This window comes from Amycolatopsis sp. ATCC 39116 (genome assembly GCF_000231075.2).
GTDB lineage: Bacteria > Actinomycetota > Actinomycetes > Mycobacteriales > Pseudonocardiaceae > Amycolatopsis_E > Amycolatopsis_E tucumanensis.
In genome coordinates, this window is the sequence record NZ_AFWY03000004.1 from 75,280 (window position 1) to 100,713 (window position 25,434).

At 71.0% G+C, this 25,434-nt stretch carries 28 protein-coding genes; 17 read left to right on the forward strand and 11 right to left on the reverse strand.

Annotated features, from left to right (window positions below):
• The first annotated feature begins 10 nt into the window (after positions 1-10).
• Positions 11-529, forward strand: coding sequence for a DUF2231 domain-containing protein (locus tag AMY39116_RS0306475; RefSeq protein WP_020416885.1), 519 nt, complete (start codon positions 11-13; stop codon positions 527-529).
• A 23-nt stretch (positions 530-552) separates the two neighbouring features.
• On the opposite strand, the gene AMY39116_RS0306480 is transcribed toward AMY39116_RS0306475, so the two are convergent.
• Both AMY39116_RS0306480 and AMY39116_RS0306485 read right to left on the reverse strand, forming a co-directional pair.
• Positions 553-1,149, reverse strand: a complete 597-nt coding sequence (locus AMY39116_RS0306480; RefSeq protein ID WP_020416886.1) for a DUF2537 domain-containing protein — start codon at positions 1,147-1,149, stop codon at positions 553-555.
• Between the two features lie 35 nt (positions 1,150-1,184).
• Positions 1,185-1,994 (reverse strand): RNA methyltransferase, encoded by an 810-nt coding sequence (locus AMY39116_RS0306485; protein WP_020416887.1) that lies wholly within the window; start codon positions 1,992-1,994, stop codon positions 1,185-1,187.
• Between the two features lie 227 nt (positions 1,995-2,221).
• Between AMY39116_RS0306485 and AMY39116_RS0306490 the strand changes: the two genes are divergently transcribed.
• From AMY39116_RS0306490 to AMY39116_RS0306505, 4 genes are all read left to right on the forward strand, one after another.
• Entirely contained in the window at positions 2,222-3,724 is a 1,503-nt protein-coding gene (locus tag AMY39116_RS0306490) for a glutamate-cysteine ligase family protein (RefSeq protein WP_020416888.1), read from the forward strand.
• 76 nt (positions 3,725-3,800) lie between these two features.
• Positions 3,801-4,460 carry a heme oxygenase (biliverdin-producing) gene (locus tag AMY39116_RS0306495; RefSeq protein ID WP_020416889.1) on the forward strand — a complete coding sequence of 220 codons (660 nt, stop codon included), beginning with the start codon at positions 3,801-3,803 and terminating at the stop codon, positions 4,458-4,460.
• Positions 4,461-4,623: 163 nt separating this feature from the next.
• Positions 4,624-5,244, forward strand: a complete 621-nt coding sequence (locus AMY39116_RS0306500; RefSeq protein ID WP_017985168.1) for a superoxide dismutase — start codon at positions 4,624-4,626, stop codon at positions 5,242-5,244.
• 100 nt (positions 5,245-5,344) lie between these two features.
• Positions 5,345-6,133: an arylamine N-acetyltransferase gene (locus AMY39116_RS0306505; RefSeq protein WP_020416890.1), complete on the forward strand. Its 789-nt coding sequence runs from the start codon at positions 5,345-5,347 to the stop codon at positions 6,131-6,133.
• 88 nt (positions 6,134-6,221) lie between these two features.
• Here AMY39116_RS0306505 and AMY39116_RS0306510 read toward each other — a convergent pair whose 3' ends face one another.
• The gene (locus AMY39116_RS0306510; protein ID WP_020416891.1) at positions 6,222-6,653 is read right to left on the reverse strand and encodes a MarR family winged helix-turn-helix transcriptional regulator; all 432 of its coding nucleotides are present in this window, start codon (positions 6,651-6,653) and stop codon (positions 6,222-6,224) included.
• Positions 6,654-6,731: 78 nt separating this feature from the next.
• Here AMY39116_RS0306510 and AMY39116_RS0306515 point away from each other — a divergent pair, with 78 nt between their 5' ends.
• Entirely contained in the window at positions 6,732-7,601 is an 870-nt protein-coding gene (locus tag AMY39116_RS0306515; RefSeq protein ID WP_020416892.1) for an MBL fold metallo-hydrolase, read from the forward strand.
• A 35-nt stretch (positions 7,602-7,636) separates the two neighbouring features.
• Entirely contained in the window at positions 7,637-8,623 is a 987-nt protein-coding gene (locus tag AMY39116_RS0306520; protein ID WP_020416893.1) for a hypothetical protein, read from the forward strand.
• A 138-nt stretch (positions 8,624-8,761) separates the two neighbouring features.
• Here the strand turns inward: AMY39116_RS0306520 and AMY39116_RS0306525 are convergent, their stop codons facing one another.
• The 3 genes from AMY39116_RS0306525 to AMY39116_RS0306535 form a co-directional block, all read right to left on the reverse strand.
• The gene (locus AMY39116_RS0306525) at positions 8,762-10,036 is read right to left on the reverse strand and encodes an MFS transporter (protein WP_039791284.1); all 1,275 of its coding nucleotides are present in this window, start codon (positions 10,034-10,036) and stop codon (positions 8,762-8,764) included.
• 194 nt (positions 10,037-10,230) lie between these two features.
• A complete protein-coding gene (locus AMY39116_RS0306530) occupies positions 10,231-10,653 on the reverse strand; it encodes a MarR family winged helix-turn-helix transcriptional regulator (protein ID WP_020416895.1) in 423 nt (140 codons plus the stop codon).
• Between the two features lie 60 nt (positions 10,654-10,713).
• On the reverse strand, positions 10,714-11,304 hold the full coding sequence (locus AMY39116_RS0306535) for a dihydrofolate reductase family protein (protein ID WP_027935694.1): 591 nt from the start codon (positions 11,302-11,304) through the stop codon (positions 10,714-10,716).
• 69 nt (positions 11,305-11,373) lie between these two features.
• Between AMY39116_RS0306535 and AMY39116_RS0306540 the strand changes: the two genes are divergently transcribed.
• Positions 11,374-11,949, forward strand: coding sequence for a TetR/AcrR family transcriptional regulator (locus AMY39116_RS0306540; RefSeq protein ID WP_020416897.1), 576 nt, complete (start codon positions 11,374-11,376; stop codon positions 11,947-11,949).
• Position 11,950: 1 nt separating this feature from the next.
• Here AMY39116_RS0306540 and AMY39116_RS0306545 read toward each other — a convergent pair whose 3' ends face one another.
• Positions 11,951-13,408, reverse strand: coding sequence for an NCS2 family permease (locus AMY39116_RS0306545; RefSeq protein WP_020416898.1), 1,458 nt, complete (start codon positions 13,406-13,408; stop codon positions 11,951-11,953).
• Positions 13,409-13,509: 101 nt separating this feature from the next.
• On the opposite strand from AMY39116_RS0306545, the gene AMY39116_RS0306550 reads away from it, so the two are divergent.
• The gene (locus tag AMY39116_RS0306550; protein WP_020416899.1) at positions 13,510-13,752 is read left to right on the forward strand and encodes a DUF2530 domain-containing protein; all 243 of its coding nucleotides are present in this window, start codon (positions 13,510-13,512) and stop codon (positions 13,750-13,752) included.
• Here AMY39116_RS0306550 and AMY39116_RS0306555 read toward each other — a convergent pair.
• Together AMY39116_RS0306555 and AMY39116_RS0306560 are read right to left on the reverse strand one after the other, a co-directional pair.
• On the reverse strand, positions 13,749-16,499 hold the full coding sequence (locus AMY39116_RS0306555) for a sacsin N-terminal ATP-binding-like domain-containing protein (RefSeq protein WP_020416900.1): 2,751 nt from the start codon (positions 16,497-16,499) through the stop codon (positions 13,749-13,751). The genes AMY39116_RS0306550 and AMY39116_RS0306555 overlap by 4 nt on opposite strands.
• Positions 16,483-17,304 carry a DUF3027 domain-containing protein gene (locus AMY39116_RS0306560; RefSeq protein ID WP_020416901.1) on the reverse strand — a complete coding sequence of 274 codons (822 nt, stop codon included), beginning with the start codon at positions 17,302-17,304 and terminating at the stop codon, positions 16,483-16,485. Before AMY39116_RS0306560 ends, AMY39116_RS0306555 begins: the two co-directional genes overlap by 17 nt.
• A 49-nt stretch (positions 17,305-17,353) precedes the next feature.
• Between AMY39116_RS0306560 and AMY39116_RS0306565 the strand changes: the two genes are divergently transcribed.
• From AMY39116_RS0306565 to AMY39116_RS0306575, 3 genes are read left to right on the forward strand one after another with little or no spacing between them, the layout of a single operon-like run.
• Positions 17,354-18,130 carry a glutaminyl-peptide cyclotransferase gene (locus AMY39116_RS0306565; protein ID WP_020416902.1) on the forward strand — a complete coding sequence of 259 codons (777 nt, stop codon included), beginning with the start codon at positions 17,354-17,356 and terminating at the stop codon, positions 18,128-18,130.
• Positions 18,131-18,171: 41 nt separating this feature from the next.
• A complete protein-coding gene (locus tag AMY39116_RS0306570; RefSeq protein ID WP_020416903.1) occupies positions 18,172-19,902 on the forward strand; it encodes an MFS transporter in 1,731 nt (576 codons plus the stop codon).
• Positions 19,903-19,936: 34 nt separating this feature from the next.
• Positions 19,937-20,425 carry a DUF2771 family protein gene (locus tag AMY39116_RS0306575; protein ID WP_020416904.1) on the forward strand — a complete coding sequence of 163 codons (489 nt, stop codon included), beginning with the start codon at positions 19,937-19,939 and terminating at the stop codon, positions 20,423-20,425.
• A 253-nt stretch (positions 20,426-20,678) separates the two neighbouring features.
• On the opposite strand, the gene AMY39116_RS0306580 is transcribed toward AMY39116_RS0306575, so the two are convergent.
• The gene (locus AMY39116_RS0306580; RefSeq protein ID WP_017985244.1) at positions 20,679-21,065 is read right to left on the reverse strand and encodes a cold-shock protein; all 387 of its coding nucleotides are present in this window, start codon (positions 21,063-21,065) and stop codon (positions 20,679-20,681) included.
• 163 nt (positions 21,066-21,228) lie between these two features.
• On the opposite strand from AMY39116_RS0306580, the gene AMY39116_RS0306585 reads away from it, so the two are divergent.
• A complete protein-coding gene (locus AMY39116_RS0306585; protein ID WP_017985245.1) occupies positions 21,229-21,459 on the forward strand; it encodes a hypothetical protein in 231 nt (76 codons plus the stop codon).
• Here AMY39116_RS0306585 and AMY39116_RS0306590 read toward each other — a convergent pair.
• Positions 21,416-22,048 carry an HAD family hydrolase gene (locus AMY39116_RS0306590; protein WP_020416906.1) on the reverse strand — a complete coding sequence of 211 codons (633 nt, stop codon included), beginning with the start codon at positions 22,046-22,048 and terminating at the stop codon, positions 21,416-21,418. The genes AMY39116_RS0306585 and AMY39116_RS0306590 overlap by 44 nt on opposite strands.
• A 118-nt stretch (positions 22,049-22,166) precedes the next feature.
• On the opposite strand from AMY39116_RS0306590, the gene AMY39116_RS0306595 reads away from it, so the two are divergent.
• The 4 genes from AMY39116_RS0306595 to AMY39116_RS0306610 all read left to right on the forward strand — a co-directional run bounded on the left by AMY39116_RS0306595 (position 22,167) and on the right by AMY39116_RS0306610 (position 25,286).
• The gene (locus AMY39116_RS0306595; RefSeq protein WP_020416907.1) at positions 22,167-22,772 is read left to right on the forward strand and encodes a TetR/AcrR family transcriptional regulator; all 606 of its coding nucleotides are present in this window, start codon (positions 22,167-22,169) and stop codon (positions 22,770-22,772) included.
• Positions 22,773-22,777: 5 nt separating this feature from the next.
• Positions 22,778-23,740 (forward strand): R2-like ligand-binding oxidase, encoded by a 963-nt coding sequence (locus AMY39116_RS0306600; protein WP_020416908.1) that lies wholly within the window; start codon positions 22,778-22,780, stop codon positions 23,738-23,740.
• A gap of 437 nt (positions 23,741-24,177) precedes the next feature.
• Positions 24,178-24,507, forward strand: coding sequence for a transposase (locus AMY39116_RS0306605; protein WP_027935696.1), 330 nt, complete (start codon positions 24,178-24,180; stop codon positions 24,505-24,507).
• The gene (locus AMY39116_RS0306610) at positions 24,504-25,286 is read left to right on the forward strand and encodes an IS3 family transposase (RefSeq protein ID WP_020416910.1); all 783 of its coding nucleotides are present in this window, start codon (positions 24,504-24,506) and stop codon (positions 25,284-25,286) included. Before AMY39116_RS0306605 ends, AMY39116_RS0306610 begins: the two co-directional genes overlap by 4 nt.
• Positions 25,287-25,434: the final 148 nt, after the last annotated feature.

Consider the following 25,434-nt stretch of genomic DNA (forward strand, 5'->3'; position numbering starts at 1 on the left):
CTGGGACCTGGTGAAACGAATCCTCACCGCCGCCGAGTCCCTCCGCGCCGTCGACCCCGCCACCTCCGTCGCGGCCCGCGGCCTGCGCAAGGTGATCGGCCGCGGCGCCGCCGACCGCCTGCTCCGGGGCGCCTGGCTCGGCCACCCCGTGCACCCGCTGCTGGTCACGTTGCCGATCGGGGCGTGGCTGTCCTCGGCGGTGCTCGACCTGACCGGCCAGCCCGAAGCCGCCCGGCGCCTGGTCACGATCGGACTGGCCGCGACCCCGCCGACGGTCCTCACCGGCCTCGCCGAGTTCTCCGGACTGGACACCGCACAGCGCCGCGTCGGGGCGATCCACGCCGTCGCCAACACCCTCGCCGCGGGCTGCTTCCTCGCCGCGAACCGCTCCAGCCGCCGCACCGCCCGCTTCTGGGCCGCGGCCGGGCTGGTCACGCTCAGCGCCGGCGGCGCGCTGGGCGGGCACCTGTCCTACGCGCAGGGCGCCGGCGTTGGCCGCTGGTCATCCCTCCAGCCGGACGGCCAGTGAACCCGGCACCACCCCCGGGTCCGTCAGAACACGACGGCCAGCACGCCGAACCAGGACAGCACGACCCCGGCCGCCGCGCCCAGCGCCACCCACCGGATGATCGGCAGCTTCCGCGCCAGCCACAGCGACGGCGCGATCCCGGCGGTGACCACGACCGCCGCGACCAGCACCAGCCAGCCCGCGGTCTCCGCCGCCAGCGCGATCGCGAGCGCCATCATCGCGACGATCACCACCGCCGCCACGAACCCGGCCACCACCAGCCCGGTCGCCCACGGCGTCGGCTCGTCCCCGACCCCGGCGAACAGCCGCGGGGGCTCCTCGGCGCGCGGTGGCGGCGGCACGACCACCTGCTCCCCGGTCACCGGGTCCACGTAGTGCACCGGCGTGCCCATCACCCCGGCGACGCGCGAAGCCAGCTGCTGCCCGCGCCGGGACACCACGGTCGCGGCCTCGCTCGGGTCGTTCGCCGATCGCCGCAGCGCCGCGGCGACCTGTGCCCACTCGTGCAGCGCGTCGGCCAGTTCGACACCCAGCGCGAGGCTGTGGGGGTCGATCTCGCGCGTGTACACGTCACCGTGCCCCTTGAGCACGGCGCGGTCGCCGCGGACCCGCAATTCCACGCATGCACCTTTCCGGCCGTCGCGCCAGGACGTCGTCAATTTACCGCTGCGGCGAGCTCGTAGAAGGCCACCGCCGCGGCAGTGGCCACGTTGAGTGAATCGACGCCTTCGCTCATCGGGATCCGCACCGCGACGTCGGCGCTGTCCAGCGCTTCCGCGGTCAGGCCGGGCCCCTCCGAGCCGAGCAGCAGCGCCGTCCGGCCACCGTCGGCGGCCACCTCGCGCAGCGTCCGCGAGTCGGCGCGCGGCGTCAGCGCCGCCACCCGGAACCCCGCCGCCCGCACCCGCTCCAGCCCGGACGGCCACGGCGTCAGCGAGGCGAACGGCACCCGCAGCACGTTGCCCATCGACACCCGCACGCTCCGCCGGTACAGCGGGTCCGCGCAGCCGGCGCCGAGCAGCACCCCGTCGACCCCGAGCGCGGCCGCGTTGCGGAACAGGGCGCCGATGTTCTCGTGGTCGCCGACGCCCTCCAGCACGGCGACCACCCGCGACCGCGCGAGGATCTCGTCCGCGTCCGGCTGGGGCGCGCGGTCGGCCACCGCGAGCACGCCCCGGTTGAGGTGGAACCCGACGACCTTCGCCATCACCTCGGCCGACGTGACGTACGCCGGCACCGGCACATCCGCCAGGTCGGGCGCGAGTTCTTCGATCCGCCGCTCGACGCCCAGCAGTGCCCGCGGCGGGTACGCTGACGCGAGCAGGCGCCGGACCACCACGGTGCCCTCGGCGATCACCAGGCCGCGCCCGCCGGGCCGGTCCGGTCGCCGGTCCGCCGTGGAGAGGTCCCGGAAGTCGTCGAGCCTGGGATCACCCTCGTCTTCGGTTCGCACGATCTGCGCCACGGCATGAAGTCTGCGGCTTCGGGGTAGATCCTCCGTCGTCGGGGTGGGTGCTCCGAACGTCATGCGTACCACTGGGCCGAACGGAGCAGCAGGGGCCGCGGTGGGGCGCGTCGCAGCGGAGCCACCGTTTTGGCCGATGACCCCGCGACGATCGCTGTGCGACCGTTGTCGGCCGGGGTGCCGCGGCGATCACCACAGCCGCGGCCGAGGACAAGAGCAGGGATGGCATGGGCAAGGACGTGTCGGCGGAAACCTTCAGCCCCCGGGACCGGGCGCGGTACCGGCACAAGCTCCAGCGGTGCCTGGACACCCTGGCCAGGATGCTCGCCGACGACAGCTTCTCGTTCCCGCGAAGACACATCGGGCTCGAGGTCGAACTGAACCTGGTGGACGACCGGCTGCGGCCGTCCATGTCGAACAGCGCCGTGCTGGAGGCGCTGGACGACGAGTCCTTCACCACGGAACTGTCGCAGCACAACATCGAGCTGAACGTGCCGCCGCGCCCGCTCGCCGGGAAGTCCGCGATCGAGCTGGAGCACGACCTGGTCGGCTACCTGGGCGAGGCCGACCGGAACGCGACGGCCGCGGGCGCGCGGCTGGCCGTGATCGGCATCCTGCCGACACTGGCGCAGGACCACTTCGACCAGAAGTGGATCACCAACAACACCCGCTACACGCTGCTCAACGACCAGATCTTCGCCGCCCGCGGGGAGAACATGACGCTGTCCATGGACGGCGCCCCGCTCGGCGGGCACAACCCGGAGCGGTTGCGCGCCTACTCCGAGTCCATCCTGCCCGAGGCCGCGTGCACGTCGGTGCAGTTGCACGTGCAGGTGGCCCCGGAGGAATTCGCCACGCACTGGAACGCCGCGCAGTGCCTGGCGGGTGTGCAGGTGGCGGTCGGCGCGAACTCGCCGTTCCTGCTGGGCAAGGCGCTGTGGCACGAGACCCGCATCCCGCTGTTCCTGCAGGCCACCGACACGCGCCCGGAGGAGCTGCGCAACCAGGGCGTGCGGCCGCGGGTGTGGTTCGGCGAGCGGTGGATCACCTCGATCTTCGACCTGTTCGAGGAGAACGTCCGCTACTTCCCCGGTCTGCTGCCGGAGACCGACAGCGAGGACCCGCTGGACACACTGGAGTCCGGGCAGGCGCCGAAGCTCACGGAACTGATGCTGCACAACGGAACCGTGTGGCGCTGGAACCGCCCGGTGTACGACGTGGTGGACGGCAAACCGCACCTGCGCGTGGAGAACCGCGTGCTGCCCGCGGGCCCGACCGTGCTCGACATGATGGCCAACGCGGCGTTCTTCTACGGCGCGCAGCGGGCGCTCGCCGAGGCGGAACGTCCGGTGTGGACACAGATGTCGTTCCAGGCGGCGGAGGAGAACCTGTACGCCGGTGCGCGCAACGGGTTCGACGCGCAGCTCTACTGGCCCGGCCAGGGCTGGGTGCCGCCGGACGAGCTGGTGCTGCGCGTGCTGCTGCCGCTCGCGGTCGAGGGGCTGCGCAGCGCGGACGTGTCCGAAGCGGCCATCGACCGCTACCTCGGCGTCATCGAGCAGCGCTGCCTGACCCGGCGCAACGGCGCGTGGTGGCAGCGGGCGGTGGTCACCGGGGCGGAGGACCGCGGCGCGGACCGCGAGACCGCGTTGAACACCATGCTCGGGCGCTACCTGGAACTGAGCCGGAGCGGCGAGGCCGTGCACACCTGGCCCGTGGACACTCCGTGATCAACCGGGCTCTGTTCGGGTCAATCCGGCCTTGTTAGGGTAGCCTAAGTGACCGATGTCGCTTACAGTGCCACTCATGGTGGCTCCCCTCGCGGTTGATTCGGACCTGACCCAGACCCCGTTCTCGACCACCCTGAGGGAGTCGACACGGCGGGCGCACGACCGCGCGCACCACTCCCGGTACATGCGGGACCTGTTCAACGGCGACCTGGACCTGACCGAGTACGCCCGGCTGGTGGCCCAGTACTGGTTCATCTACCAGGCGATCGAGGAGGCCGCGGACGCGATGCGCCGCGACCCGGTCGGCGGCCGGTTCGTGTTCGACGAGCTGCGCCGGGTGCCCGCGCTGGCGGCCGACCTGGAGTTCCTCTACGGCGAGCAGTGGCGGGACCGCGTCACGCCGGTCCCGGCGACCGAGGACTACGTGCGCCGCATCCGGTCGGTCGCCTTCGACTGGGCAGGCGGCTACGTGGCCCACCACTACACGCGCTACCTCGGCGACCTCGCCGGCGGACAGGCGGTGCGCAAGCTGCTGGCCAAAGCCCACGGCGTCGAGGGGCCGGGCGCGCTGTTCTACCACTTCGACGACATCGACAACGTCCCGGCGTTCCGGAAGCGGTACAAGGCGCTGCTCGACGACACCCCGTGGACCGGGGCCGAGCGCGACCGGATCGTCACCGAGACGCTGGTGGCCTTCGAGTTCAACATCGCGGTGCTCGACGACCTGGCGCAGTGATCATCCGCACACCCCGTTGACCTCCATCTAGCTGGAGATTGCAGGGTTGGGACATGACCGGTTCCCGCAGTGCGGACAGCGGCTCCCCAGTTAGCTTCCCGCGCGCGCGAGGACTAGGTTTTGATACCGCAAGGGACTCTGCGTCAGACAAGAAGGAGGGCTGATGGCCCGCTACGAGCTTCCTGACCTCGACTACGACTACGGCGCGCTCGCCCCGCACATCTCGGGTCAGATCAACGAGCTGCACCACAGCAAGCACCACGCGACCTACGTCAAGGGCGCCAACGACACCCTGGACAAGCTCGCGGAGGCTCGGGACAAGGGCGACTTCGGCTCGATCGTCGGCCTGGAGACCACGCTGGCGTTCAACCTGGCCGGGCACGCCAACCACGTGGTGTGGTGGAAGATCCTGTCCCCCGAAGGCGGCGACAAGCCGACCGGCGAGCTTGCCTCGGCGATCGACGAGGCGTTCGGCTCGTTCGACAAGTTCCAGGCGCAGTTCAACGCCGTCGCCACGACGATCCAGGGCAACGGCTGGGCCGCCCTGTCGTGGGACCCGATCGGCAAGACGCTGATCACGCAGCAGCTGCGCGACCACCACAACAACCTGATCCTGCCGACCGTGCCGATCCTGCTGGTCGACGTGTGGGAGCACGCCTTCTACCTCGACTACAAGAACGTCAAGGCGGACTACGTCAAGGCGCTGTGGAACGTCTACAACTGGGGCGAGATCAGCAAGCGTTTCGACAACGCCGTCTCCGGCGGCAACGGCCTGCTCCTCTGAGCGAGCCTGATCGAGGGGTCCTTCCGCGCACCCGCGCGGACAGGGCCCTTCTTTTTTTCCGCTTGACCTCGACCACAGTGGAGGGTGCAGGCTGGCTGCCATGGATGTCGACGCGTACCTGGCCCGCATCGGAGCCGGCCGTCCCGCCGCCCCCACCCCGGCGGCGCTGCGGGAGCTGCACGAAGCCCACCTGCTGGCGGTTCCGTTCGAGAACCTCAGCGTGCACCTGCCCGAGCGGATCGTGCTGGACGAGGACGCGTTGTTCGACAAGGTCGTCCGGCGCCGCCGCGGCGGGTTCTGCTACGAGCTCAACGGCCTGTTCGCGGCCCTCCTGCGTGAGCTGGGCTTCTCGGTGACCCTGCTGGGTGCCCGCGTGTTCGGCGGCGGGCGGTGGGGCGCACCGTTCGACCACTTGGCGCTGCAGGTCGACCTGGACGAGCCGTGGCTGGCCGACGTGGGCTTCGGCCGCTTCGCCCGCCACCCGCTGCGGCTGACGGCGTGCGAGCCGCAGACCGACCCCGAGGGCGAGTTCCTGGTGGTGGACGCGCCGGACGGGGACATCGAGGTGCGGCTGAACGGCGAGCCGGCCTACCGGCTGGAGAAGCGGCCGCGGCAGCTGTCCGACTTCGGCCCGACCTGCTGGTGGCAGGCCACCTCGCCGGAATCGCACTTCACGCAGAACGTGCTGAGCACGATCTCGACGCCGTCCGGGCGGGTCACCCTGGCGGGCGACAAGCTGATCGAGACGGTCGACGGCAAGCGGGTCGAGCGCGAGCTGAGCGACACCGAGAAGGTCGAGGCATACCGGGTGCACTTCGGGATCGACATGAACGAAGCCCCGGTGCTGGGATCCTTCCCGGCACCGGGGCTTCGCCCGTTCCCGAACTGACTGCCGCTCCCACCACGAAGCGGACAAGCATTAGGTTAGCCTAACTTCACCAACCCCCGCAAGGGGCCGGTTCCGGGAGATCGTCCGTTCACCCGCCGGTGTGATCGCGGCGGACGATCGCCCGCTCCAGCAGCCCGTGGAGCGCGCGCTGCTCACCGGCGTCGAGAGCGGCGAGCGGCGAGTCGCGCACGAGGAGGTCGAGGAGCTTGCCACGCAGCTCCTCGCCCTTCGCGGTGAGGACCAGCTGACGGGCGCGGCGGTCGGTGGGGTGCGGCCGGCGCTCGACCAGCCCCAGCTTCTCCAGCTTGTCCACGACGAAGGTGGCGTTGGACGGCTCGCAGCTCATGCGCTCGGCCAGTTCGCGCATGGTCATCGGCCCGGTCATCTCCCGCAGCGCCGTCGCCTGCGGCGCGGTGAGCCCGAGAGCGGCGGCGCGTTCGCGCACGTGGTCGGCGATCTGCTGGGCCAGCCCGTTCACCAGCCCGCACAGCTCACGTTCGGCGATGACCTGCGGTTCCATGCTCCCATCGTAGTGATCCGTCAAGCCAGTACATTTTCAGCTTGAATGTTTCAAGCTTGATGCTTTACGGTCGGACGCATGATCACCTCTTCCGACGAGCGCCTGCGACGGCAGGCCGGCATCCACTCACTGCGGCTGGGCGACACGAAGGTGACGTTCGTGCCGGACGGCGTCGTGCACCTGCCGGCGCGCGGCTGGCTGCCGGACACCACCGACGAGTTCTGGCACGCGCACCCGGAGTACCTGGACGACTCCGGCCACCTGGTGGCCAGCATCGGCGGGCTGCTCGTCGAGCACGGCGACCGCGCGCTGCTCATCGACGCCGGCTTCGGGCCGGAGTCCCTGCCGCCCGATCCGGGCACCCCACGCGGCCCGATCCGCGGCGGCGCGCTGCCCGCGAACCTGGCCGCGCTCGGCCGGTCCCCGTCGGACATCGAGGCGGTGGCGTTCACGCACCTGCACGCCGACCACACCGGCTGGGCCTGGCACCCCGCGCCCGACCGGCCCGTCTTCGCGCACGCCGACTACGTGGTCGCCGAACCGGAGTGGGCCGCGCGCGACGTGACGGGACGCGACATCGCCGGGCTGGAGCCGCAGGTCCGCACGGTGCGCGACGGGGAGGAGATCTTCCCCGGCGTGCGGATCCGGGTCAGCGCGGGCCACACTCCGGGGCACGCCGAGTACGTGATCACCGGCGGCGGGCAGCGGCTCATCGCGTTCGGCGACGCGCTGCACTCGCCGGTCCAGGTGGACCACCCGGAGTTCTCGGCGGCGGTCGACCACGATCCCGTCCACGCCGCCGCGCACCGCGCCCGCCTCGTCGCCGAACTGTCCGAACCGGACACGATCGGGTTCGGCATCCACTTCGCCGACGTGGTGTTCGGGCGGGTCCGGCGGGACGGCGGCGCACCGGCGTGGCATCCCCTTCCCCCAACCGGGGATCACTGATCGAACTCGCTCGGTCACCGGATAGCGTTTGCCGTGTGAAGACGTCGACAGTGATCGCGATCGTGCTCGGCGTGCTGCTGTCCTTCGCCTCCGTCGCCGGCGCGGCCGGGTACCTGTGGTCGCAGGGCAGCGACGCGCCGCCGCCCGCCCCCGGCCTGCCCGCCGTGTGGCCGGGCAAGGACGGCGAACTGCCGCGCCGCGTGCCGATGCCCTCCGGCGAGATGCTGGCCGCGCTGCCCGCGGGCAGTTCCGGTCACGTGCTGTGCCAGGCGTTGTCGGAGCAGCGCTGGGAAGCGGTGCTCGGCGGGGCCACGCTGCGCGAGGTGCGGGGCAGCGTCTGCCACCTGGTCACCGGGAGTCTCGACGTCACCCTGCGCCTCGACAACGTGCCCGCCACGCTGCGGTCGCCGCAGTCGGTGACGGTGTCCGGGCGGGCCGCGGAGGTCGAGTCGAGCGGCACCGTCAACGCGCGGCTCAACGTCCACCTGGTCGACGACGCGTCCAGCGGTGAGGTCCACCCGTACCTGCGCCTGGACATCACGCGATACGCCGTCACGCGCCCGGGCCTCACGCTGGACGACCTCGCCATGTCGATCGCGCGGGACCTCATCGACACGACCATGGCGCCCGGCCCGGACCTGCCCGCGCAGGGCCGCGACGCGGTGATCGCGATGCGGACGACCGAGCCGGTGCCGGGCTATGGCATCCAGGACGCGCCGTGGCCGGTGGTGTCGTGGCAGCTGTGCACGCAGCTCGCGAAGGCGATGGGCACGAGCCCGTCGACGGCGAAGCCGAGGTTCGACGGCCGCTGCACGGTGCGCACGGTGCAGGCGGCCCTGACGGACGACGTGACGCCGCGCGCGTACCCCGACACGCTGGCCGGCCACCCCGCCCTGATCACCGACGAGGTGGTGGCGGTGAAGCTCGACGAGAACTCGAGCCAGGAACTGGCGTTCACCGGCACAGGGCGCGACCTGAGGTCCCTGGCGGAGACGGTGCTGCCCGCCCTCCTCGGACGCTGAGCCCCAGCGTCCGAGCACCCGTGTGCCCCACGGGGTGTGGACGGTCAGGTCACTCGGGTGATCCAGGCACTCGGCCCGAAGGTCCTCCCCACACACGTCACAAGTCACGACACCGAGCGACGCCCGGGCACCGGCGCGTCAGGCGGCCTGGGACCGCTCCGAGCGGCGCCGCGGGTTGAGCACCCGCAGGCCGGCCAGCCGCACCGGCGTCGTCATGCCGCCTCGGCGGGCCAGCACCGCCGCGCACGCCACTGCGGCCACCGCGGAGATCACGCCGCCGATGAGGAACGGCGACCGGCCGCCGAAGGTGTCGGCCATCCACCCCACCATCGGCCCGCCGACGGGGTTCCCGCCGATCAGCACCAGCACGTAGAGCCCCATGACGCGGCCGCGCATCTCCGGGCTCACCGACGTCTGCACGAGCGAGTTCGCCGTGTTCAGGAACGTGATCGTGGCGAATCCGAGCGGGATCAGCGCGATGCCGAACGCCAGGTAGGTCGGCATGAACCCGGCGACGAACTCGACCGCGCCCAGGCTGAACGCGGCGATCAGCAGCAGCCGCACGCGCGGACGGCCCCGCGCCCCGCGCCGGGCGGCCATCAGCGAACCCGTGAACGTCCCCACCGCGAGCAGCGTGGACAGCAGCCCGTACCCGTCGGCCTGCGTGCCGAACACGTTGCCGGCCACAATCGCCAGCGACGTGAAGAACGTGATGCCGAAGGTGCTGACGAAGAACACCAGCACCATCAGCGAAACCAGGTCCGACCGCCCGCGCACGTAGGCCAGCCCCTCGCGCAGCTGCCCCTTGGCCCGCGCGACGGCCGGGCCGCGGAACAGCTTGTCCGGGTCCATCAGCAGCAACCCGGTGATCACGGCCAGCGTGCTGACCGCGTTCGCCAGGAACATCCAGCCGGTGCCGACCCACGTGATCGCGAACCCGGCGATGGCGGGCCCGACGATCCGGGCCATGTTGAACACCGACGAGTTCAACGCGACCGCGTTCGTGATCTGCTTGCGCCCCACCATCTCCGCGACGAACGACTGCCGCGCCGGCACGTCCAGCGAGCTGAAAATGCCCAGCACGAAGCACAGGAGGTAGACCTGCCACAGCGTCACCACACCGGACACGTCGAGCAGCCCGAGCACCAGCGCCTGCACGCCGATGCCGCTCTGGATCGCGATGCACAGCTTGCGCTTGTCCACCCGGTCGGCGAGGACACCGGCCCACAGGGACAGCATCAGCGTCGGCAGGAACTGCAGCGCCACCGCGATCCCCAGCGCCACCGGGTTGTTCCCGGACAGCTCGAACACGAGCCAGTCCTGGGCGATGCGCTGCATCCAGGTGCCGACGTTGGAGATGATCTGGCCGGAGAAGAACAGCCGGTAGTTGGGCACCCGCAGCGAGGCGAACATGCTCGCCTTCGGCTGCGCCTTCTCCTCGGGCTCCGCGGGCTCAGTGGGTTCCGGGGCCGCAGCGGCGGCGGACTTGGGCCGCATCCGGCCGGACGGCGCGGTGCAGGCGGCGCGGTCGGCGGGTGGCGCCTGGCCCCGGGTACCTGTGTTCGTCAGTTCGGACTGTCCGTCAGTACCCGTGTTGAAGCCCACCGTTATTCGTTCCCCGCCATCCTGTCGATGATCTCGGCGGCGCGGGCGAGCACTTCCCGCTCCTCGCCGCTCAGTTCTGCCAGCTTCCGGTCCAGCCAGGCCTCGCGCACCGAGATCGTCTCCCCGACGAACGCCAGTCCCCGCTCGGTCAGTGCGACGATCGACTGCCGCCCGTCCGTCGGGTGCGGGCTCCGCTCGACGAACCCGAAGTCCTCCAGCGCCGCGATGACCCGGGTCATCGACGGCGGCTGGACGCCTTCCTTCGCCGCGAGCTTGCCCGGCGTGAGCGGTCCGCACTTGTGCAGCGTGGACAACGCCGCCAGCTGCGTGAGCGAGACGTTCTCGTCGGTGCGCTGCGCCCGGAGCTTGCGGTTCAGCCGCACCACCGCGAGCCGCAACCGGCTCGCCAGGGCAGGCTCCCGCATATCGGACACATAGTTAGCATACCTTACGATCAATCGACCCCGCGGGTGAAATCGATCGCATCACCGGCGACGGTCGAACCAGGTGACCACCACGCCGTTGTCGAACGACTTCCGCTCGGTGACCGCGAAGACCGTCGGGTCGAACTTGCCGTCGACCATGGGGATCCCGTCCCCGGCGACCACGGGGTAGCTCTTGATCACCAGCCGATCGATCTCCGGCCACACCGCCCCGGCCAGCTTGCCGCCGCCGCAGAGCCAGATGTCCTTGCCCTCCTCCTGCTTGAGCGAGCGGACCAGGCCGAGCGGGTCGCCGGCGACCACCGTGACCGCAGGGTCCAGGGAGGGGCCGAGCGTGCTCGACACGACGTACTGGCGCAAGTGCGCGTAGGGGCTGGTGAACCCGAGATCCAAGCCGGGACGGTAGGCCCCGAGTCCCATCACGACCGTGTCGAACTGCCGGTTGGGCGCGTCCTCCAGGCCGAACGCGGCTCTCATCATCGTCGGAACGGTCTCCGGGAACCGCTCGTTCATCCACGCGCTGTACGCGGCGGCCTGCCCCTCGTCGCCCTGCGGGTAGAAGTCGTACTCGCCGCCGGGACCCGAGATCCGGCCGTCGATGGTGACCGCGATGTAGTAGACCAGCTCTCGCATGAAGTGCTCCATCCGTAGTACTCTGTCTGTAGTGGTTCGACCGTAGTACTACAACTGGAGTGGTGTCAAATGGTTCGCAGGAACGAGGAGCGGCGGGCGGCCCTGCTGGACGCCGCGATCGAGGTGCTGGCCGCCGAGGGCGCACGCGGGCTGACGTTCCGCGCCGTCGACAAAGAAGCCGCGGTGCCTGCCGGCACGGCCTCGAACTACTTCGCCAACCGCGACGACCTGCTGTACCAGATCGCCCAGCGGTTCTACGAGCGCATGGAACCGGACGCCGCGACGATCGAGCGGCAGCGGACGGCGCCGCGGGACCGGGCGACCTACACCCAGCTCATGCGCGAACTCGTGGCACGGATCAGCGCGTTCCCCAGCGGCTACCTCGCGCTGCTCGAACTACGCCTGGAAGCCACCCGCCGCCCCGAGCTGCGCAAGCTGCTGACCGAGCGCGTGCGCGCCGACGTCGACGCGAACGTGACCTACCACGAGCAGTCCGGGCTGCCCGGCGACGCGACCGCGGTGCGGCTGCTGATCCTCACCCTCAGCTGGATGATCGTCGAGCAGCTCACCCTGCCGGACGTCTATGGCGAAGCCGAGCGGGACGAGCTGATCGCGGCCGCGGTCGAGCGGCTCGTGGCGGAGTGACTCAGCCGATGGCGTCCTGGATCGGCCCGACCGCGAAGTAGGCCACGAACGCCACGGCGATGACCCACAGCAGCGGGTGCACCTTGCGCGCCCCGCCGGTCACCGCCTGGATCACGACGTAGGAGATGAACCCGACGCCGATCCCGTTGGTGATCGAGTAGGTGAACGGCATGACGACGATCGTCAGGAACGCGGGCAGCGCGATCTTGAAGTCGGTGAAGTCGATCTCCCGCACCTGGCTGATCATCAGCGCGCCGACGACCACCAGCGCGGGCGCCGCGGCCTCGACCGGGATCACCTCGTACAGCGGCGTGAAGAACATGGCGGCGAGGAACAGCAGCCCGGTGACCACGTTGGCCAGCCCGGTCCGCGCGCCCTCGGCGATGCCGGACGCCGACTCCACGAACACCGTGTTGGAGCTGGACGAGCCGACACCGCCGGCGACCGCGCCGAGGCTGTCCACGAACAGGGCCTTGCCGGTGTTGGGCAGCTCGCCGTCGCGGTCCAGCAGACCGGCCTCCTTGCCGAGGCCGGTCATCGTGCCGATGGTGTCGAAGAAGTCGGTCAGGATCAGGGTGAACACGATCAGCGCGGCGGTGATGGCCGGGACCTGCACCCACGCGTCGAAGTTCACCTTGCCCAGCAGCGAGAGGTCCGGCAGGCCGGCGATCTGGTCGGGCAGCGCCGGGTATCCGAGGTTCCAGCCCTTCGGGTTGGTGCCGCCCGCCGGGCCTGCGTTGACGAGCGCCTCCAGGATGATCGCGATCACGGTCGTGACCAGGACGCCGATGAGGATCGCGCCGCGGACCCGCCGCGCCACCAGGACACCGGTGATCAGCAGCCCGATCACGAACACCAGCGTCGGCCAGCTCGCGATCGACCCCCCGATGCCCAGCCCGACCGGGACGGTGGTGTTCGCCGCGTCCGGAATTCGTCGCACGAAACCGGCGTCCACCAGGCCGATCAGCGTGATGAACAGGCCGATGCCGACCGCGATCGCGGCCTTCAGCGCGGGCGGCACGGCGCGGAACACCATCGTGCGGACGCCGGTGAGCACCAGCACCAGGATGATCAGGCCGTTGAGCAGCACCAGGCCCATCGCCGCGGGCCAGCTCATCTGCGGCGCGACGCTGACCGCGATCAGCGAGTTGATGCCGAGCCCGGTGGCCATCGCGAACGGGTAGTTCGCCACGACGCCCATCAGGATCGTCATGACGCCCGCGATCAGCGCGGTCACGGCCGCCACCTGCGGGACCGGCAGGATGTTGCCGAACAGGTCCTTGTGGGCGCCCGCGTCCTGGGCCGAGAAGCTGCCGATGATCAGCGGGTTGAGCACCACGATGTAGGCCATCGTGACGAAGGTGACCAGCCCGCCGCGCACCTCGCGGCCGACGGTCGACCCGCGCTCGGTGATCTTGAAGAACCGGTCGAGCCCGGTCCTGCCGCCCTGCACAGCCATGCAACCTGCCTTACCTGGTGCCACTGGGATGACCCGCGGGTAGCCTTCCTGACGTGGCCGATCCGATCAACGCCGGGGATGTTAAACGTCCGTTGCTTCCGGTGCCCGAGTTACCCGAGCGGCTGGTGGTGCTCTACCCGGTCGTCGTGGTCGGCACACTCGTGTGGTTCACCGGGTTCGCCGTGCTGGGCGCGCTGCGCCTGTTCGACGTCGGCGGCCCGGCGGACGTGTGGATGTGGACCTGCCTGTCCGGCGGGGTGCTCGGGCTGATGGGGATGGGCATCATGAGCTGGCAGCGCTGGGCGCGCCGCCACGGCTCGCGCAGCGCCCAGACCGGTCTCTAGAGCAGGTAGGTCGTCGTCGCGGGGTCGTTCAGCACGGCTTCCACCAGGTGGCGCTCGGACCAGCGGCCTGCCGCCCAGGCGAACGCGCGGGCCAGCCCTTCGGGTGAGTCCTCCGCGTGATGTTCCCCGTGAAACGTCCCACTCTCGACCCACCACGGCGTGGCGCGCTTGACTCCGTCGACCTCGACGGTCAACTCGTCGTGCACCACCAGCCCGCCCTCGGGCAGCGGGATGTCCAGCAGCTCCGCGGCCAGGACCAGCGCGGTCATCTCCGCCCACGGCACGAACTCGCCGTCGCTGCTGACCCGGGCATCGGCGTGCTCGGACAGCAGCGGGATGTCCAGCAGCTCGGCCAGCGCGGCGACGTCCGCGCCCGGCGAGGCGGCGACCAGGCGTTCCGGCGCCCACACCGCACCCAGCCACGGCAGGTCCAGCACCGCGGTCCGCTCGGCGTCGACCACGGACCCGTCGACCGTGCGCACCCGCTCCGGCGCGTCCAGCTCGGCCCACTCCAGGTCCGCGGCGGCCAGCACGGCGTGCGCCCGCAGGATCAGGCCCGGCGGGACCTCGCGGTTCGGGTCGCCGAGCCGGTCGAGCAGGTCGGCCGCGTCGTCGAGGTTGCGCACGGCCAGTTCCGATCGGACCCCGGCGGCGGCCAGCACGTCCGCGCGCACCCCGACGTCGGGCACCGGGTCGTACAGGCCGGTCAGGCTCGCCGCGTCCGGCAGCCGCCACTCGGCGGGCGCGCGGCCGGCCAGCAGCGCGTTGCGCTCCAGCCACGCCGCGGACGGGCTGTCCGGCATCGTCAGCGCCTGCCAGGTCTCGCGCTGCCCGGCGATCAGCCGCAGCGCCTGCGGCCAGGCGTCGTCGGCGACGAGGTCGAGGTCGCGGATCTCCGGCTGCTCGTCCTCGTTCGGCGCCACCAGGAACTCGTCGAGCACCCCGAGTTCGGTGAGCACCCTGGTCGGCCACTGCTCAGCGAACTCCGCGTCCAGCACGGAGAACGGACCGTCCTCTTCGAACACCTCGGGGTCGAAGACCTCGCGCAGCGGCGAGTTCGGCAGCACCAGCTCGTCGGCGCGCCGCCAGCCGTCCGCCGACGGCAACGCGAGCGCGCCCAGCCCCTCCGCGGAGGTGTCGGAAACCAGTCGTAGCACGGCTTCCGCGAGCGGACGGGTGTCCAAACCGGACTCGGCGTCGGCCACGCTGCGGTCGATCGCCTCGCGCAGCGCGGGCGCGTCGAGCAGGTCCGCCGCCTCCGCCTGCTTCGCGCCGAGGCGCTCCAGCAACGGGTGCGCCGCCTCCGGGTGGACCAGCCGCAGCCCGCCCACGTCGGCGTCGGCGAGCAGGTCGAGAAGCTCGGACGCGCCGAGCAGCAACGCGCCGCGCGGACCGGGCAGCGTGCGCCCGTCCGCCAGCGGCACCGGCAACGCGCCCAGCTCGTCCGCGGTCACCTCGTGGTTGTCCAGCAGCGGCAAGACGGCGTCGTACAGCGAGCGCCACCACTCCGGGTCCCGGTCCACGCCGATCAGCAGGTCGACCAGGTCGGCGACGTCGAGCCGGTCGGCGTCGACCGTCGCGAGGAGCTGCGCAGGCTCGTAGCCGCTGATCCCGGCGAGCCCGGGCACGACACCGGCGAGCAGCTCCAGCAGCCGCGGGGACTCGACCGACAGCACCCGGGCACTCGACGGCACGAGGTCGTCGCCATCGGCCGCGGGCAGCCACGCCTGCGTCGCGAGCTGCCTGCCGACCAGCTCACGCAGCTTGCCGTCCACTTCGGACAGCGGGAAACCCGCTTCCGGCACCAGGTCCAGGCGTTCCTCCGGCGCGAGCTCGCGCACCAGGGCCGGGTACTCGCGGGCGGCCGCGGCGAGCGCCTCGTCGGCGCCGGGCAGCACCCGGCGGCGGGACGGCTCCAGCGGCACCGTCGCGATCAGCCGGGCAGGCAACGACAGCCGCTCGTCGGTGGGCGTCGGCGCGTGCAGCACGTCCTCGGTCAGGCGCCCGTCGACCGGCTTCGCCCACACCACGTTCTCGCCGACCCTGGTCAGCCAGCGGACCGTCCCGGACGGGGTGGACAGCTCCACCACACCATCCACTTCGGACCGCGCCCACTCCGCGCCGGGCGCCTCGATCCGGGCCAGCCAGGGCAGGGACAGCAGCAGGTCCTCGGCTTCGTCCCGCAGGCGGGCCAGCAGCTCGTCCGCGTCCACGCCCTCGCGCAGGGGCAGCCGGACCTCGGTGTCGAAGCCGTCGGGCAGGTCCTCGTCCACCGGCCACGGCAGGCGCAGCACCGGCACCGCGCCGTCGCGCCCGGCGACCTCCCTGGTGCGGGACTCGGAGAACGCGACGCCGCCGGTCCGCGAGATCACCCGCGGTTCGCTGCTGACCGCGAGCACCGCCGCGAAACCGACGCCGAACTGGCCCACGGTGTCGCCCTGCTTGGCCGACGCCCGCAGCGAAGCCAGCGACGCCACGCCGGCGGCATCGAGCGGCGCGCCGGTGTTGGCGACGCGGAGCTCGTCGCCTGCCACGGACACCCGCAGCGTGCCGGGAGTGCCGGCGAGCGCGGCGGCGTCGGCCGCGTTCTGCGCCAGCTCGACGAACAGCCGGTCGCGGTAGCCGCCGACCCGCAGGTCGGTCTCGGCGTTGGTGTCTTCGGTGAACCGGGTCGGCGAGTCCCGCCAGGCCCGCAGCACCGAGGCCCGCAGCGCCTCGGTGCCGAACGGATCACTCAGCTGACTCACTCACCGTCTCGGCGTCCGGGGTCGCGCCCGTCTCGGTCTTCGGCTCCTCGACCGGCTCCATGTCCAGCAGCGAGTCGTCGTAGACCAGCTCGGCGACCGGCACCGACGAGGTCACCTCGACCTCGACCTCGGAGTGCGCGCCGCAGCCGTACTCGGCGTGCACGACATTGCCGTCCGCCGGGGCGATCTCGTTGCCGCACACCCCGAAGGCGGCGCGCAGCGAACCGGCCAGCGGGAGGTAGAAGCCGCACGTGCCGCAGTGGGCCGGCGCGCTGCGCGCCATGTCCGACCGCGGCCCGAACTCGCCGCGGTGCCACCGGGTGGCGGCCTCCTCGCGGCCGAAGCGGGACAGGACGTGCACCCGGCCGAGCCCGGCCTCGTGCGCGACCTCCTCGACCGCCGGGTCGTCGGACTGGAGATACGCCGGGACCAGTCGCGGGTCGTCCTTGTCCGGCGGGAGGATGTCGCCGACGCCGAGGTCGCCCGCCCGCACGCGGCGCTCCCACGGCACCCACTGCGGGGCGATCAGGGCGTCCGGGCCCGGCACGAGCACGACCTCGCTGACCGTCACCGGGGCGTCCGCGCCCGCGCTCGCGACGATCACCGACCAGCGCCAGCCGCGGTAGCCGGGCACGTTGGCCTCGAAGAGGTGGCTCGCCGACACCGCGTCCTCACGCGACACGCCGACGTGCGCCCCGACCTGCTCGGCCCCCGCCTCTTCGACCGCGGCCTCGCGCGCGAGGTCGACTGCCTCGGCGAGAGCGCGCTCCACGGAGCCGTCGTCCAGGGTGAGCAGCAGCGTCATACCCCAATTGTGCCCCGCGCGCCTCCGGCCGCCGTGTCAGGGTGGAGGCGTGCGCACCCTGATCACCTTGACCCTCGCCACGGTCGTCGCGCTCGCGGGCTGCGCGGCGGCCGCACCGCCCGCGCCGGCTGCGGTTCCGCAGCTCACGGTGCAAGTGCTGGAGACGCTGCCGCACGATCCGGCGGCGTTCACGCAGGGCCTCGAGTTCTCCGGCGCCACCCTGTACGAGGGCACCGGGCTGGTCGGGCAGTCGTCCGTGCGGGCGGGCGCGCCCGGGCAGCCGCCCACCACGCGCGTGGACCTGCCCGCGCCGCTGTTCGGCGAGGGCATCACCGTCACCGGGCCGACCCTGTGGCAGCTGACCTGGCAGAACGGCGTCGCGATCGAGCGGGACGCGCGGACGCTCGCCGAGCTGCGGCGGGTGCCCTACGACGGCGAGGGCTGGGGGCTGTGCCACGACGGCGGCCGTCTGGTGATGAGCGACGGCTCCGACCGGCTCACCTTCCGCGACCCGGCGACGTTCGCGGTGACCGGCGAGGTCACCGTGCACTACGGCGAGCAGACCTTTTCGCAGCTCAACGAGCTGGAGTGCGCCGGCGGCGCGGTGTACGCGAACGTGTGGCAGACCGACCGGATCCTGCGGATCGACCCGGCGACCGGCGAGGTGACCGGGCAGATCACCGCGGCCGGGCTGCTCACCCCGGCCCAGGCATCGGCCGCGGACGTGCTCAACGGCATCGCCGCGGTCCCCGGCACGGACGAGTTCCTGATCACCGGGAAGCTCTGGCCGGTGATGTTCCGGGTGAAATTCGTGCCCGCTTCCTGATCACCGAGCGCGTCGGCCCAGGAATACGGCAAGATTGACGTGTGGGGCGCAAACGGAAGTGGACACCGGCACCGGGTGCCGGGCAGCCGTGGCGCGCCCAGGGGCGCTTCTACCCGGAGTCGGCCGCGGTGCCGAACGCGGACGAGGCGCCGACGAGCGCGTTCCCGGCAGGCGGGCGCACACCCCCGCCGCCACCGCCGCGTGGCGCGCGGCCGTACCCGCCGCGACAGGGCCCGCCGCCGCAGCAGCGGCCGTGGCACAGCGAGCCGCCGCCCCGCCGCACCGAGCCGCTCTACGAGCACTACAACACCGACGGGTACGCGGACAACAGCGCGCGCCCAGAGCCGGAGCCGGCCGCGGAGCACCGCACGGAGGCGACCGCCGGGCCGCTGCCCCGGATGCCGAAGAAGCTGACCGTCACCCGCGTCGCCGCGCTGCGCAGCCGCGAGCTGGGCGGCCGCGCGGTCGGCATGTTCCAGCGCGCGACGAAGGCCGACGGCGCCGACAAGTCCGGCCTCACCTCACTGACGTACGCGGTGATGCTGAACTACGCCAGCGACGCGGCGATGGCCATCGCGCTGGCCAACACCCTGTTCTTCGCGGCCACCAGCGGCGAGGGCCGCGGCAAGGTCGCGCTGTACCTGCTGATCACCATCGCGCCGTTCGCGCTCGTCGCGCCGGTCATCGGCCCGCTGCTGGACCGGATCCAGCGCGGCCGCAGGCTGGCGATGTGCCTCACCTCGGTCGGCCAGGTGCTGATGGCCGTGCTGATGGCGCTGCACTTCAACGACTGGGGCCTCTACCCCGCCGCGCTCGGGAAGATGGTGCTGTCCAAGTCGTTCACGGTGCTGAAGTCGGCGGTCACCCCGCGGGTGGTGCCGCCGGACATCACGTTGTCCAAGACCAACGCGCGGCTGACGGTGTTCGGGCTCGCGGCGGGTGGTGTGTTCGGCGCCATCGCCTCCGGCGTTAACGCGCTGTTCGGGTCCGCGGGCGCCCTGTGGTTCACCGCGTTGATCTGCGCGGCGGGCGCCGTGCAGGCGATGCGGATCCCGGCGTGGGTCGAGGTGACCGAGGGCGAGGTCCCGGCGACGCTCAAGGCCCACCCGGCGAAGAAGAAGAAACGACAGCCGCTCGGCAGCGACGTGGTGCTCGCCCTGTGGGGCAACGGGACCATCCGCATCCTCACCGGGTTCCTGATGATGTTCGCCGCCTTCGCGGTGAAAGCGCAGGCGGAACAGACCGGGCAGACCCCGTTCATGCAGCTGCTGCTGCTCGGCCTGATCGGCGGCGCGGCCGGGGTCGGCGGGTTCGTCGGCAACGCGCTGGGGTCGCGGCTGAGTTTCGGGCACCCCAGCCAGGTCGTCCTCGGCTGCGTGGGCGCGGCGCTGGCCTCGACGATCCTCGCGGCGGTCATGGCCGGGATCGTCACGGCCGCGATCGTCGGTCTCGTCGGCGCGACGGCCAGCGCGCTGGCGAAGATCAGCCTCGACGCGGTGATCCAGCGCGACCTGCCGGAGGAGTCGCGGGCGTCGGCGTTCGGCCGGTCGGAGACGGTGCTGCAGCTGGCGTGGGTGTTCGGCGGCGCGATCGGGCTGCTGCTGCCGCCGACGTACTGGATCGGGTTCCTGGTGGTGTCGATCCTGCTGGCGGTGGGGCTGGCGCAGACGTTCCTGCTGGAGCGGGGCTCGTCGCTCCTGCCGGGGCTGGGCAGCAGGCGGGACCGCAGGCCGGCGCGGACCGGCAACGGGGCCGCTCCGCGCGTGCAGTGAGCCGACCCGTAGGGTTTCCGGCATGCGGCGAACTTTGCTGTTGCTGTCGGCCGGGGCGCTGGCGCTGACCGGGTGCTCCGCCACGGTCGGCCCGCCCGAGGTCACGTTCTTCGGCGACGGCCACACGGTCAACGCCGAGCCGATCGTGAACTGCGACGCGCTGTTGAAGTCGTGCTCGGAGAACCCGGACGCCGCCGTGAGGCTGAAGGTGCGCCCGGGCAAGCCGGTGCAGATCTCCGTGCCGTCCGAGATCGGCGACACGCCCTGGCTGGTGAACGTCCAGTACGCCAACGCCAAGGGCGAACTGCAGCCGGTGAAGCAGCAGTTCTTCTCGCCCGGGGACAAGCTGGCCTACACGGCCACCGGAGCCGCGCCGGACGACCAGCTGGTGGTGGTCGAGGTGCAGCAGCTCGGGGCTGCCTACGCGGCTGATCAGGCTGGGAATCCGATTCTCGATGAGAACGGGAATCCGCAGTTGGTGGCGCGGGCTTTCTGGTCTCTTCAGGTTGAGCCGGGTTCGTAGCCGCTACGCGGGTTTCTCGGGCGCCGGGCTTCGCTTCGCTACGCCCGGATCTTTGGTGCCCTCCCGAACCCGATCTTTCAGTGTTCGGTTGCCGAGACACCGCGTCAAGGCGGGAAAGCGTGCCTTGACCCGGTGGCTCGGCAACCGATTTGGCTGGGGATCGGGTTGCGGGAGAGGGGTGGCTCGTGAGGTGAGCAGCTTGCGTTGCCGGGTGCGGTTGTGTGGTGGCCGGCGGCTCCCTCTGTGACCCGGCTTACGGGTCGAGGTCGCGGGCCACCGCGCGCATCACTTCCGCGATCCGCTTGGTGTTCTTGCGGTCGGGGTAGCGGCCGCGGCGCAGGTCCGGCTGCACCTTCATCTCGAGCAGCTTGATCATGTCCTCGATCAGGCCGTGCAGCTCCTCCGCCGGGCGGCGGCGCGCTTCGGCGACCGAGGGCAGGCTGTCGATCAGCCGAACGGACAGGGCCTGCGGGCCACGACGGCCGTCGGCGACGCCGAACTCCAGCCGCTGGCCTGCCTTGAGTGCCTCGACCCCTTGGGGGAGCGCGGTCTTGCGGATGTAGACGTCCTGGCCGCCGTCCTGGGTGACGAAACCGAACCCCTTCTCCGCGTCGTACCACTTGACCTTGCCGGTCGGCACTGCCCTCACCGTTCCTTCGCTCTGAGTAAGTCATCTCGCGTACCGGCGGCACGTGACCGCCCTGCACGACGAACGCGCCCTGGGCGTACCCAGGACGCGTATCCGCCAGCCTATCCCGGTATGCGCCCTCCGGTGAAGAAGATATGGGTTCTAACCTTGTGCCATGGATACTCCGGCCAAGACTTCCCCGCGCAAGCCGTTCCTCATGCGGCTCGGGATCGGTGTGTTCGCCGTCGGCGTGCTGGCCGTGCTGGCTGTGTTCGTCCTGTTCGCGTTCGGCCTGCGGGACCTCCCGGTGTGGCTGAGCGCCGTCGCCGGGGTGGCCACTCCCCTCGGCATCGCCCTGTCGCTCATCTCACTGGTTCGCGAGCACCGGAAAGCGGCTGCCGGCTGAGCCAGGCCGGGAACTCCGCCAGGCTCTCGAAGACCACCTCGGCCCCCGCCGCCAGCAACTCATCGCGGGTGCAGGGGCCCGTCGTCACACCCACCGGCACCGCACCGGCCGCCAGCGCACCCCGCACGTCACCGAGGTGATCACCGGCGTAGATCGTCGCGCCGTGCTCGCGCAGCGCCACCGCCTTGCCGTCCGACCACAGCTCGCCCACGAGCACGTCGACGGCGAGGCCGAGCGCCTTCACGTGCAGCGCCGCGTTCGGGCCGTACTTGCCGGTGACGACGACCGTGCGACCGCCGGCCTCGTGCACCGCGGCGAGCGCCTCGTGCGCGCCGGGCAGGGCGACGGTCTCCGGGATCACGATCTCCGGGTACAGCTGGCGGAACCGGTCGACGAGCGCGCCGATGCGGTCTTCGGGCGCGCCGAAGTCACGCAGCACCATGTCCAGCGGCGGGCCGAGGTTGGCGGCGAAGTGCTCACCGTCCAGCGGAAGGCCCGCCTCCTCGCCGAGCGCGTTCATCACCGCGACCATGCCCGGCCGTGGATCGATGAGCGTCATGTCCAGGTCGAATCCGACGGCTGTTCCCACGACAGCCACGGTAGCCGGACCCACCGACAGTTCCGGGCCGCGTCTCACAAGCGCTTTACATTGACGCCGTTCGGGTCAACTTCCTTGACACCAGAACAACGTGTGTCAAGCTGTTCTTGTGACTGAGATCACCGACTCGTTCGTGGAGCGGACCAGGACTTCGCTCCGGGAGACCCTGCTCGACGCGGCGGCCGACATCCTGGCGGCGCGGGGCTACGCGGCCCTGCGGATGGCGGACGTGGCGTCGGCGGCGGGGGTCAGCCGTCAGACGGTCTACAACGAGTTCGGCAACAAGAACGCGCTCGTGCAGGCGGTCGTCCTGCGCACCACGGGCGAGTTCCTGGACGGCATCCACCAGCGGTTCGCGTCGGCGCCCGATCTGCTGACCGGCATCCGGGGCGCCGTCACCTACACGATCGAACACGCCAGGGAGAACCGCCTGGTCGCCTCCGCGCTGGGCACGCCCCAGGGCGAGGACCTGCTGCCGCTGCTCACCACCCGGGGTGAGCCGGTGCTGTCCGCGGCGATGGCCACCGCCGCGACGCACTACCGCCAGTTCCTGCCCACCCTCAGCACCGAGGCCGCGAACTTGCTCGCCGAGACCGCGGTGCGGCTCTCGTTGAGCCACCTGGTGCTGCCGACCCATTCCGCGGCCGAGGCGGCCGACCTGGTCTGCGCCGCGCTCGCACCGGCCATCACCCACTACTCGTCCACAATGGAGTGAGCGACATGACTGGAACCCTGCCCGCGCACCGCACCGGATTCGCCTCGCTGCGCCGGGGCGGGCTGAACTGGGATTCGTTCCCGTTGCGCCTGTTCGTGAAGGGGAACCGGAAGTTCTGGAACCCGGCCGACATCGACTTCAGCAAGGACGCCGAGGACTGGCAGACCCTCACCGACGAGGAGCGCCGGTCGTCGACGTACCTGTGCGCGCAGTTCATCGCCGGCGAGGAGGCGGTGACGGAGGACATCCAGCCGTTCATGAAGGCGATGGCCGCCGAGGGCCGGTTCGGCGACGAGATGTACCTGACCCAGTTCTGCTTCGAGGAGGCCAAGCACACGGAGGTCTTCCGCCGGTGGATGGACGCGGTGGGGCTGACGGAGGACCTGACCTCGTACGTGAGTGAGAACCCGCACTACCGCAAGCTGTTCTACGAGGAGCTGCCGGAGTCGCTCGCCGTGCTGGAGCACGACCCGAGCCCGCTGAACCAGATCCGCGCGAGCGTCACCTACAACCACGTGATCGAAGGCAGCCTGGCGCTGACGGGCTACTACGCGTGGCAAAAGGTCTGCACCACGCGCGGCATCCTGCCCGGCATGCAGCAACTGGTGAAGCACATCGGCGACGACGAACGTCGCCACATGGCGTGGGGCACCTTCACCTGCCGACGACACATCGCGGCCGACGATTCCCTGTGGGACGCGGTCCAGCAGCGCATGGGCGAACTGCTGCCGCACGCGCTCGGGATGATCCAATGGGTGCAGGACCAGTTCGAAGAACCGCGCCCGTTCGACAACGACCCGCAGGAGTTCATCGAGTACGCGGCCGACCGGGCACAACGCCGCCTAGGCGCCATCGAATCGGCACGGGGCGTTCCGGTGGGCCAGATCGACCTCGACTACTCCCCCGAGCAACTGGAAGAAACGTTCGGCGAAGAAGACGCCAAAGCACTGGCAAACGCAGTGAGCTAAAGCGCGCAGCGCAAGGCTTTGAACAAACCCGAGCTGGGTGGTCATCCCGTCGCCTGACACGCAACGATCACCTTGAGCCAGGGCCGCAACCCAGGCCGCCAACCGGCAGCCGAACATGCCAACCTTGCGGCCCTGGCTCAAGGTGATATGCACAAACCGGAAGGCGACGGGATGACCACCCGGCGACAACCCACCCGAGGTGAGACGAGGCACCCAACCCCCGGTCATCCCGGAGCCTGCCCGTCCGGCGAGGACTCTTTTGATCTTTAAAGCCGCGCTGTCGCGCGGCGGGGAGTCCGCCCTGCGGGCGGATGCGCCTCACGGCGCTCGAACGGTCACCTTCCGACCACCCCCGCCCCCGATGCCTGAGTGTGTTTGGTCTTGCCCCGTTGTGGTGGACACCGATCGCTAGGGGATGTCGCGTCTCCTGGGGAAGGATGTCCATGATGGTGCCTGTGGGTAAGAAGAAGCCGCGGCGGGCTCGGCGGGAGTTCACGCCGGAGTTCAAGGCCGAGATTGTGGAGTTGTGCCGGCGGGGTGATCGGACGATCTCGCAGGTGGTGACGGATTTTGATCTGGTCGATTCGGCAGTGCGGCGGTGGATCGCGCAGGCCGAGGCCGAGGCCAACCCGCAGAACCAGGCGCAGCGGGATGCGGTGTCGGAGAAGGCGGAGTTGGAGGCGTTGCGGCGGGAGAACGCCCGGTTGCAGCGGGATGTCGATATTTTGAAGCGGGCGACGGCTTTCTTCGCGAGGGAGACCCGGTGAACGTGTATCCGTTCATCGAGGCGGAGAACGCCCGCAGGCAAGGCACCGTCACCCGGGCCTGCCAGCTGCTTGGAATCTCCCGCGCCGCCTACTACAACCACCGCACCCGCGCCGCCACCGGCGGATCCACCCGCCAACGGACCGACATGGCGCTGACCGAGAAGATCATCGCCGCGCACGACCGCTCCCGCGGCACCTACGGTGCTCCGCGGATCCGGGCCGAACTGGCCGCCCAAGGGCACCGGCACTCCCGCAAACGCATCGCCCGGCTGATGCAGCAAGCCGGCCGGACAGGACGCGCCCCCCGCTGGTGCGGCGACATCACCTACATCCCCACCGGCGAAGGCTGGCTCTACCTGGCCACCGTCCTCGACCTGGCCTCCCGCCGGGTCGTGGGCTGGGCCACCGCCGACCACCTGCACACCGACCTGCCCGATCAAGCCCTGCGCAACGCCCTCCACCAACGCCGCCCCCAACCCGGAGTCATCTTCCACTCCGACCGCGGCTGCCAATACACCTCACAGCAATACGCCCACACCGCCCGCCAAGCCGGAATCCGCCTCTCCGTCGGACGCCGCGGACAATGCTGGGACAACGCCGTCGCCGAATCCTTCTTCGCCACCCTCAAAACCGAACTACTCCACCACCACACCTGGCCCACCCGAGCCACCGCCCACCACGCCCTCTTCACCTGGATCGAAGGCTGGTACAACACCCACCGCCGCCACTCCAGCCTCAACTACCACAGCCCAGCAACCTACGAAACAACCACAACCTGACCGCCCTACCAAACCCGTCCACCACAACGGGGCAACCCCAGTTTCAGTCGCCGAGCAGCGGCGTCAAGGCGGGAAAGAGTACCTTGACCCCGCTGATCGGCGACTAAAAGCAGGCTGTGGATCGGGGGCGGGGGAGGTCTGGTTGGGG

Excerpts from the sequence above, each read along its gene's own strand:
- AMY39116_RS0306490 (WP_020416888.1), top strand. The coding sequence starts at position 2,222 with ATGGGCAAGGACGTGTCGGCGGAAACCTTCAGCCCCCGGGACCGGGCG.
- AMY39116_RS0306495 (WP_020416889.1), top strand. The coding sequence starts at position 3,801 with ATGGTGGCTCCCCTCGCGGTTGATTCGGACCTGACCCAGACCCCGTTC.
- AMY39116_RS0306500 (WP_017985168.1), top strand. The coding sequence starts at position 4,624 with ATGGCCCGCTACGAGCTTCCTGACCTCGACTACGACTACGGCGCGCTC.
- AMY39116_RS0306505 (WP_020416890.1), top strand. The coding sequence starts at position 5,345 with ATGGATGTCGACGCGTACCTGGCCCGCATCGGAGCCGGCCGTCCCGCC.
- AMY39116_RS0306510 (WP_020416891.1), bottom strand. The coding sequence starts at position 6,653 with ATGGAACCGCAGGTCATCGCCGAACGTGAGCTGTGCGGGCTGGTGAAC.
- AMY39116_RS0306515 (WP_020416892.1), top strand. The coding sequence starts at position 6,732 with ATGATCACCTCTTCCGACGAGCGCCTGCGACGGCAGGCCGGCATCCAC.
- AMY39116_RS0306525 (WP_039791284.1), bottom strand. The coding sequence starts at position 10,036 with ATGTTCGCCTCGCTGCGGGTGCCCAACTACCGGCTGTTCTTCTCCGGC.
- AMY39116_RS0306530 (WP_020416895.1), bottom strand. The coding sequence starts at position 10,653 with ATGCGGGAGCCTGCCCTGGCGAGCCGGTTGCGGCTCGCGGTGGTGCGG.
- AMY39116_RS0306535 (WP_027935694.1), bottom strand. The coding sequence starts at position 11,304 with ATGCGAGAGCTGGTCTACTACATCGCGGTCACCATCGACGGCCGGATC.
- AMY39116_RS0306540 (WP_020416897.1), top strand. The coding sequence starts at position 11,374 with ATGGTTCGCAGGAACGAGGAGCGGCGGGCGGCCCTGCTGGACGCCGCG.
- AMY39116_RS0306545 (WP_020416898.1), bottom strand. The coding sequence starts at position 13,408 with ATGGCTGTGCAGGGCGGCAGGACCGGGCTCGACCGGTTCTTCAAGATC.
- AMY39116_RS0306560 (WP_020416901.1), bottom strand. The coding sequence starts at position 17,304 with ATGACGCTGCTGCTCACCCTGGACGACGGCTCCGTGGAGCGCGCTCTC.
- AMY39116_RS0306585 (WP_017985245.1), top strand. The coding sequence starts at position 21,229 with ATGGATACTCCGGCCAAGACTTCCCCGCGCAAGCCGTTCCTCATGCGG.
- AMY39116_RS0306600 (WP_020416908.1), top strand. The coding sequence starts at position 22,778 with ATGACTGGAACCCTGCCCGCGCACCGCACCGGATTCGCCTCGCTGCGC.
- AMY39116_RS0306605 (WP_027935696.1), top strand. The coding sequence starts at position 24,178 with ATGTCCATGATGGTGCCTGTGGGTAAGAAGAAGCCGCGGCGGGCTCGG.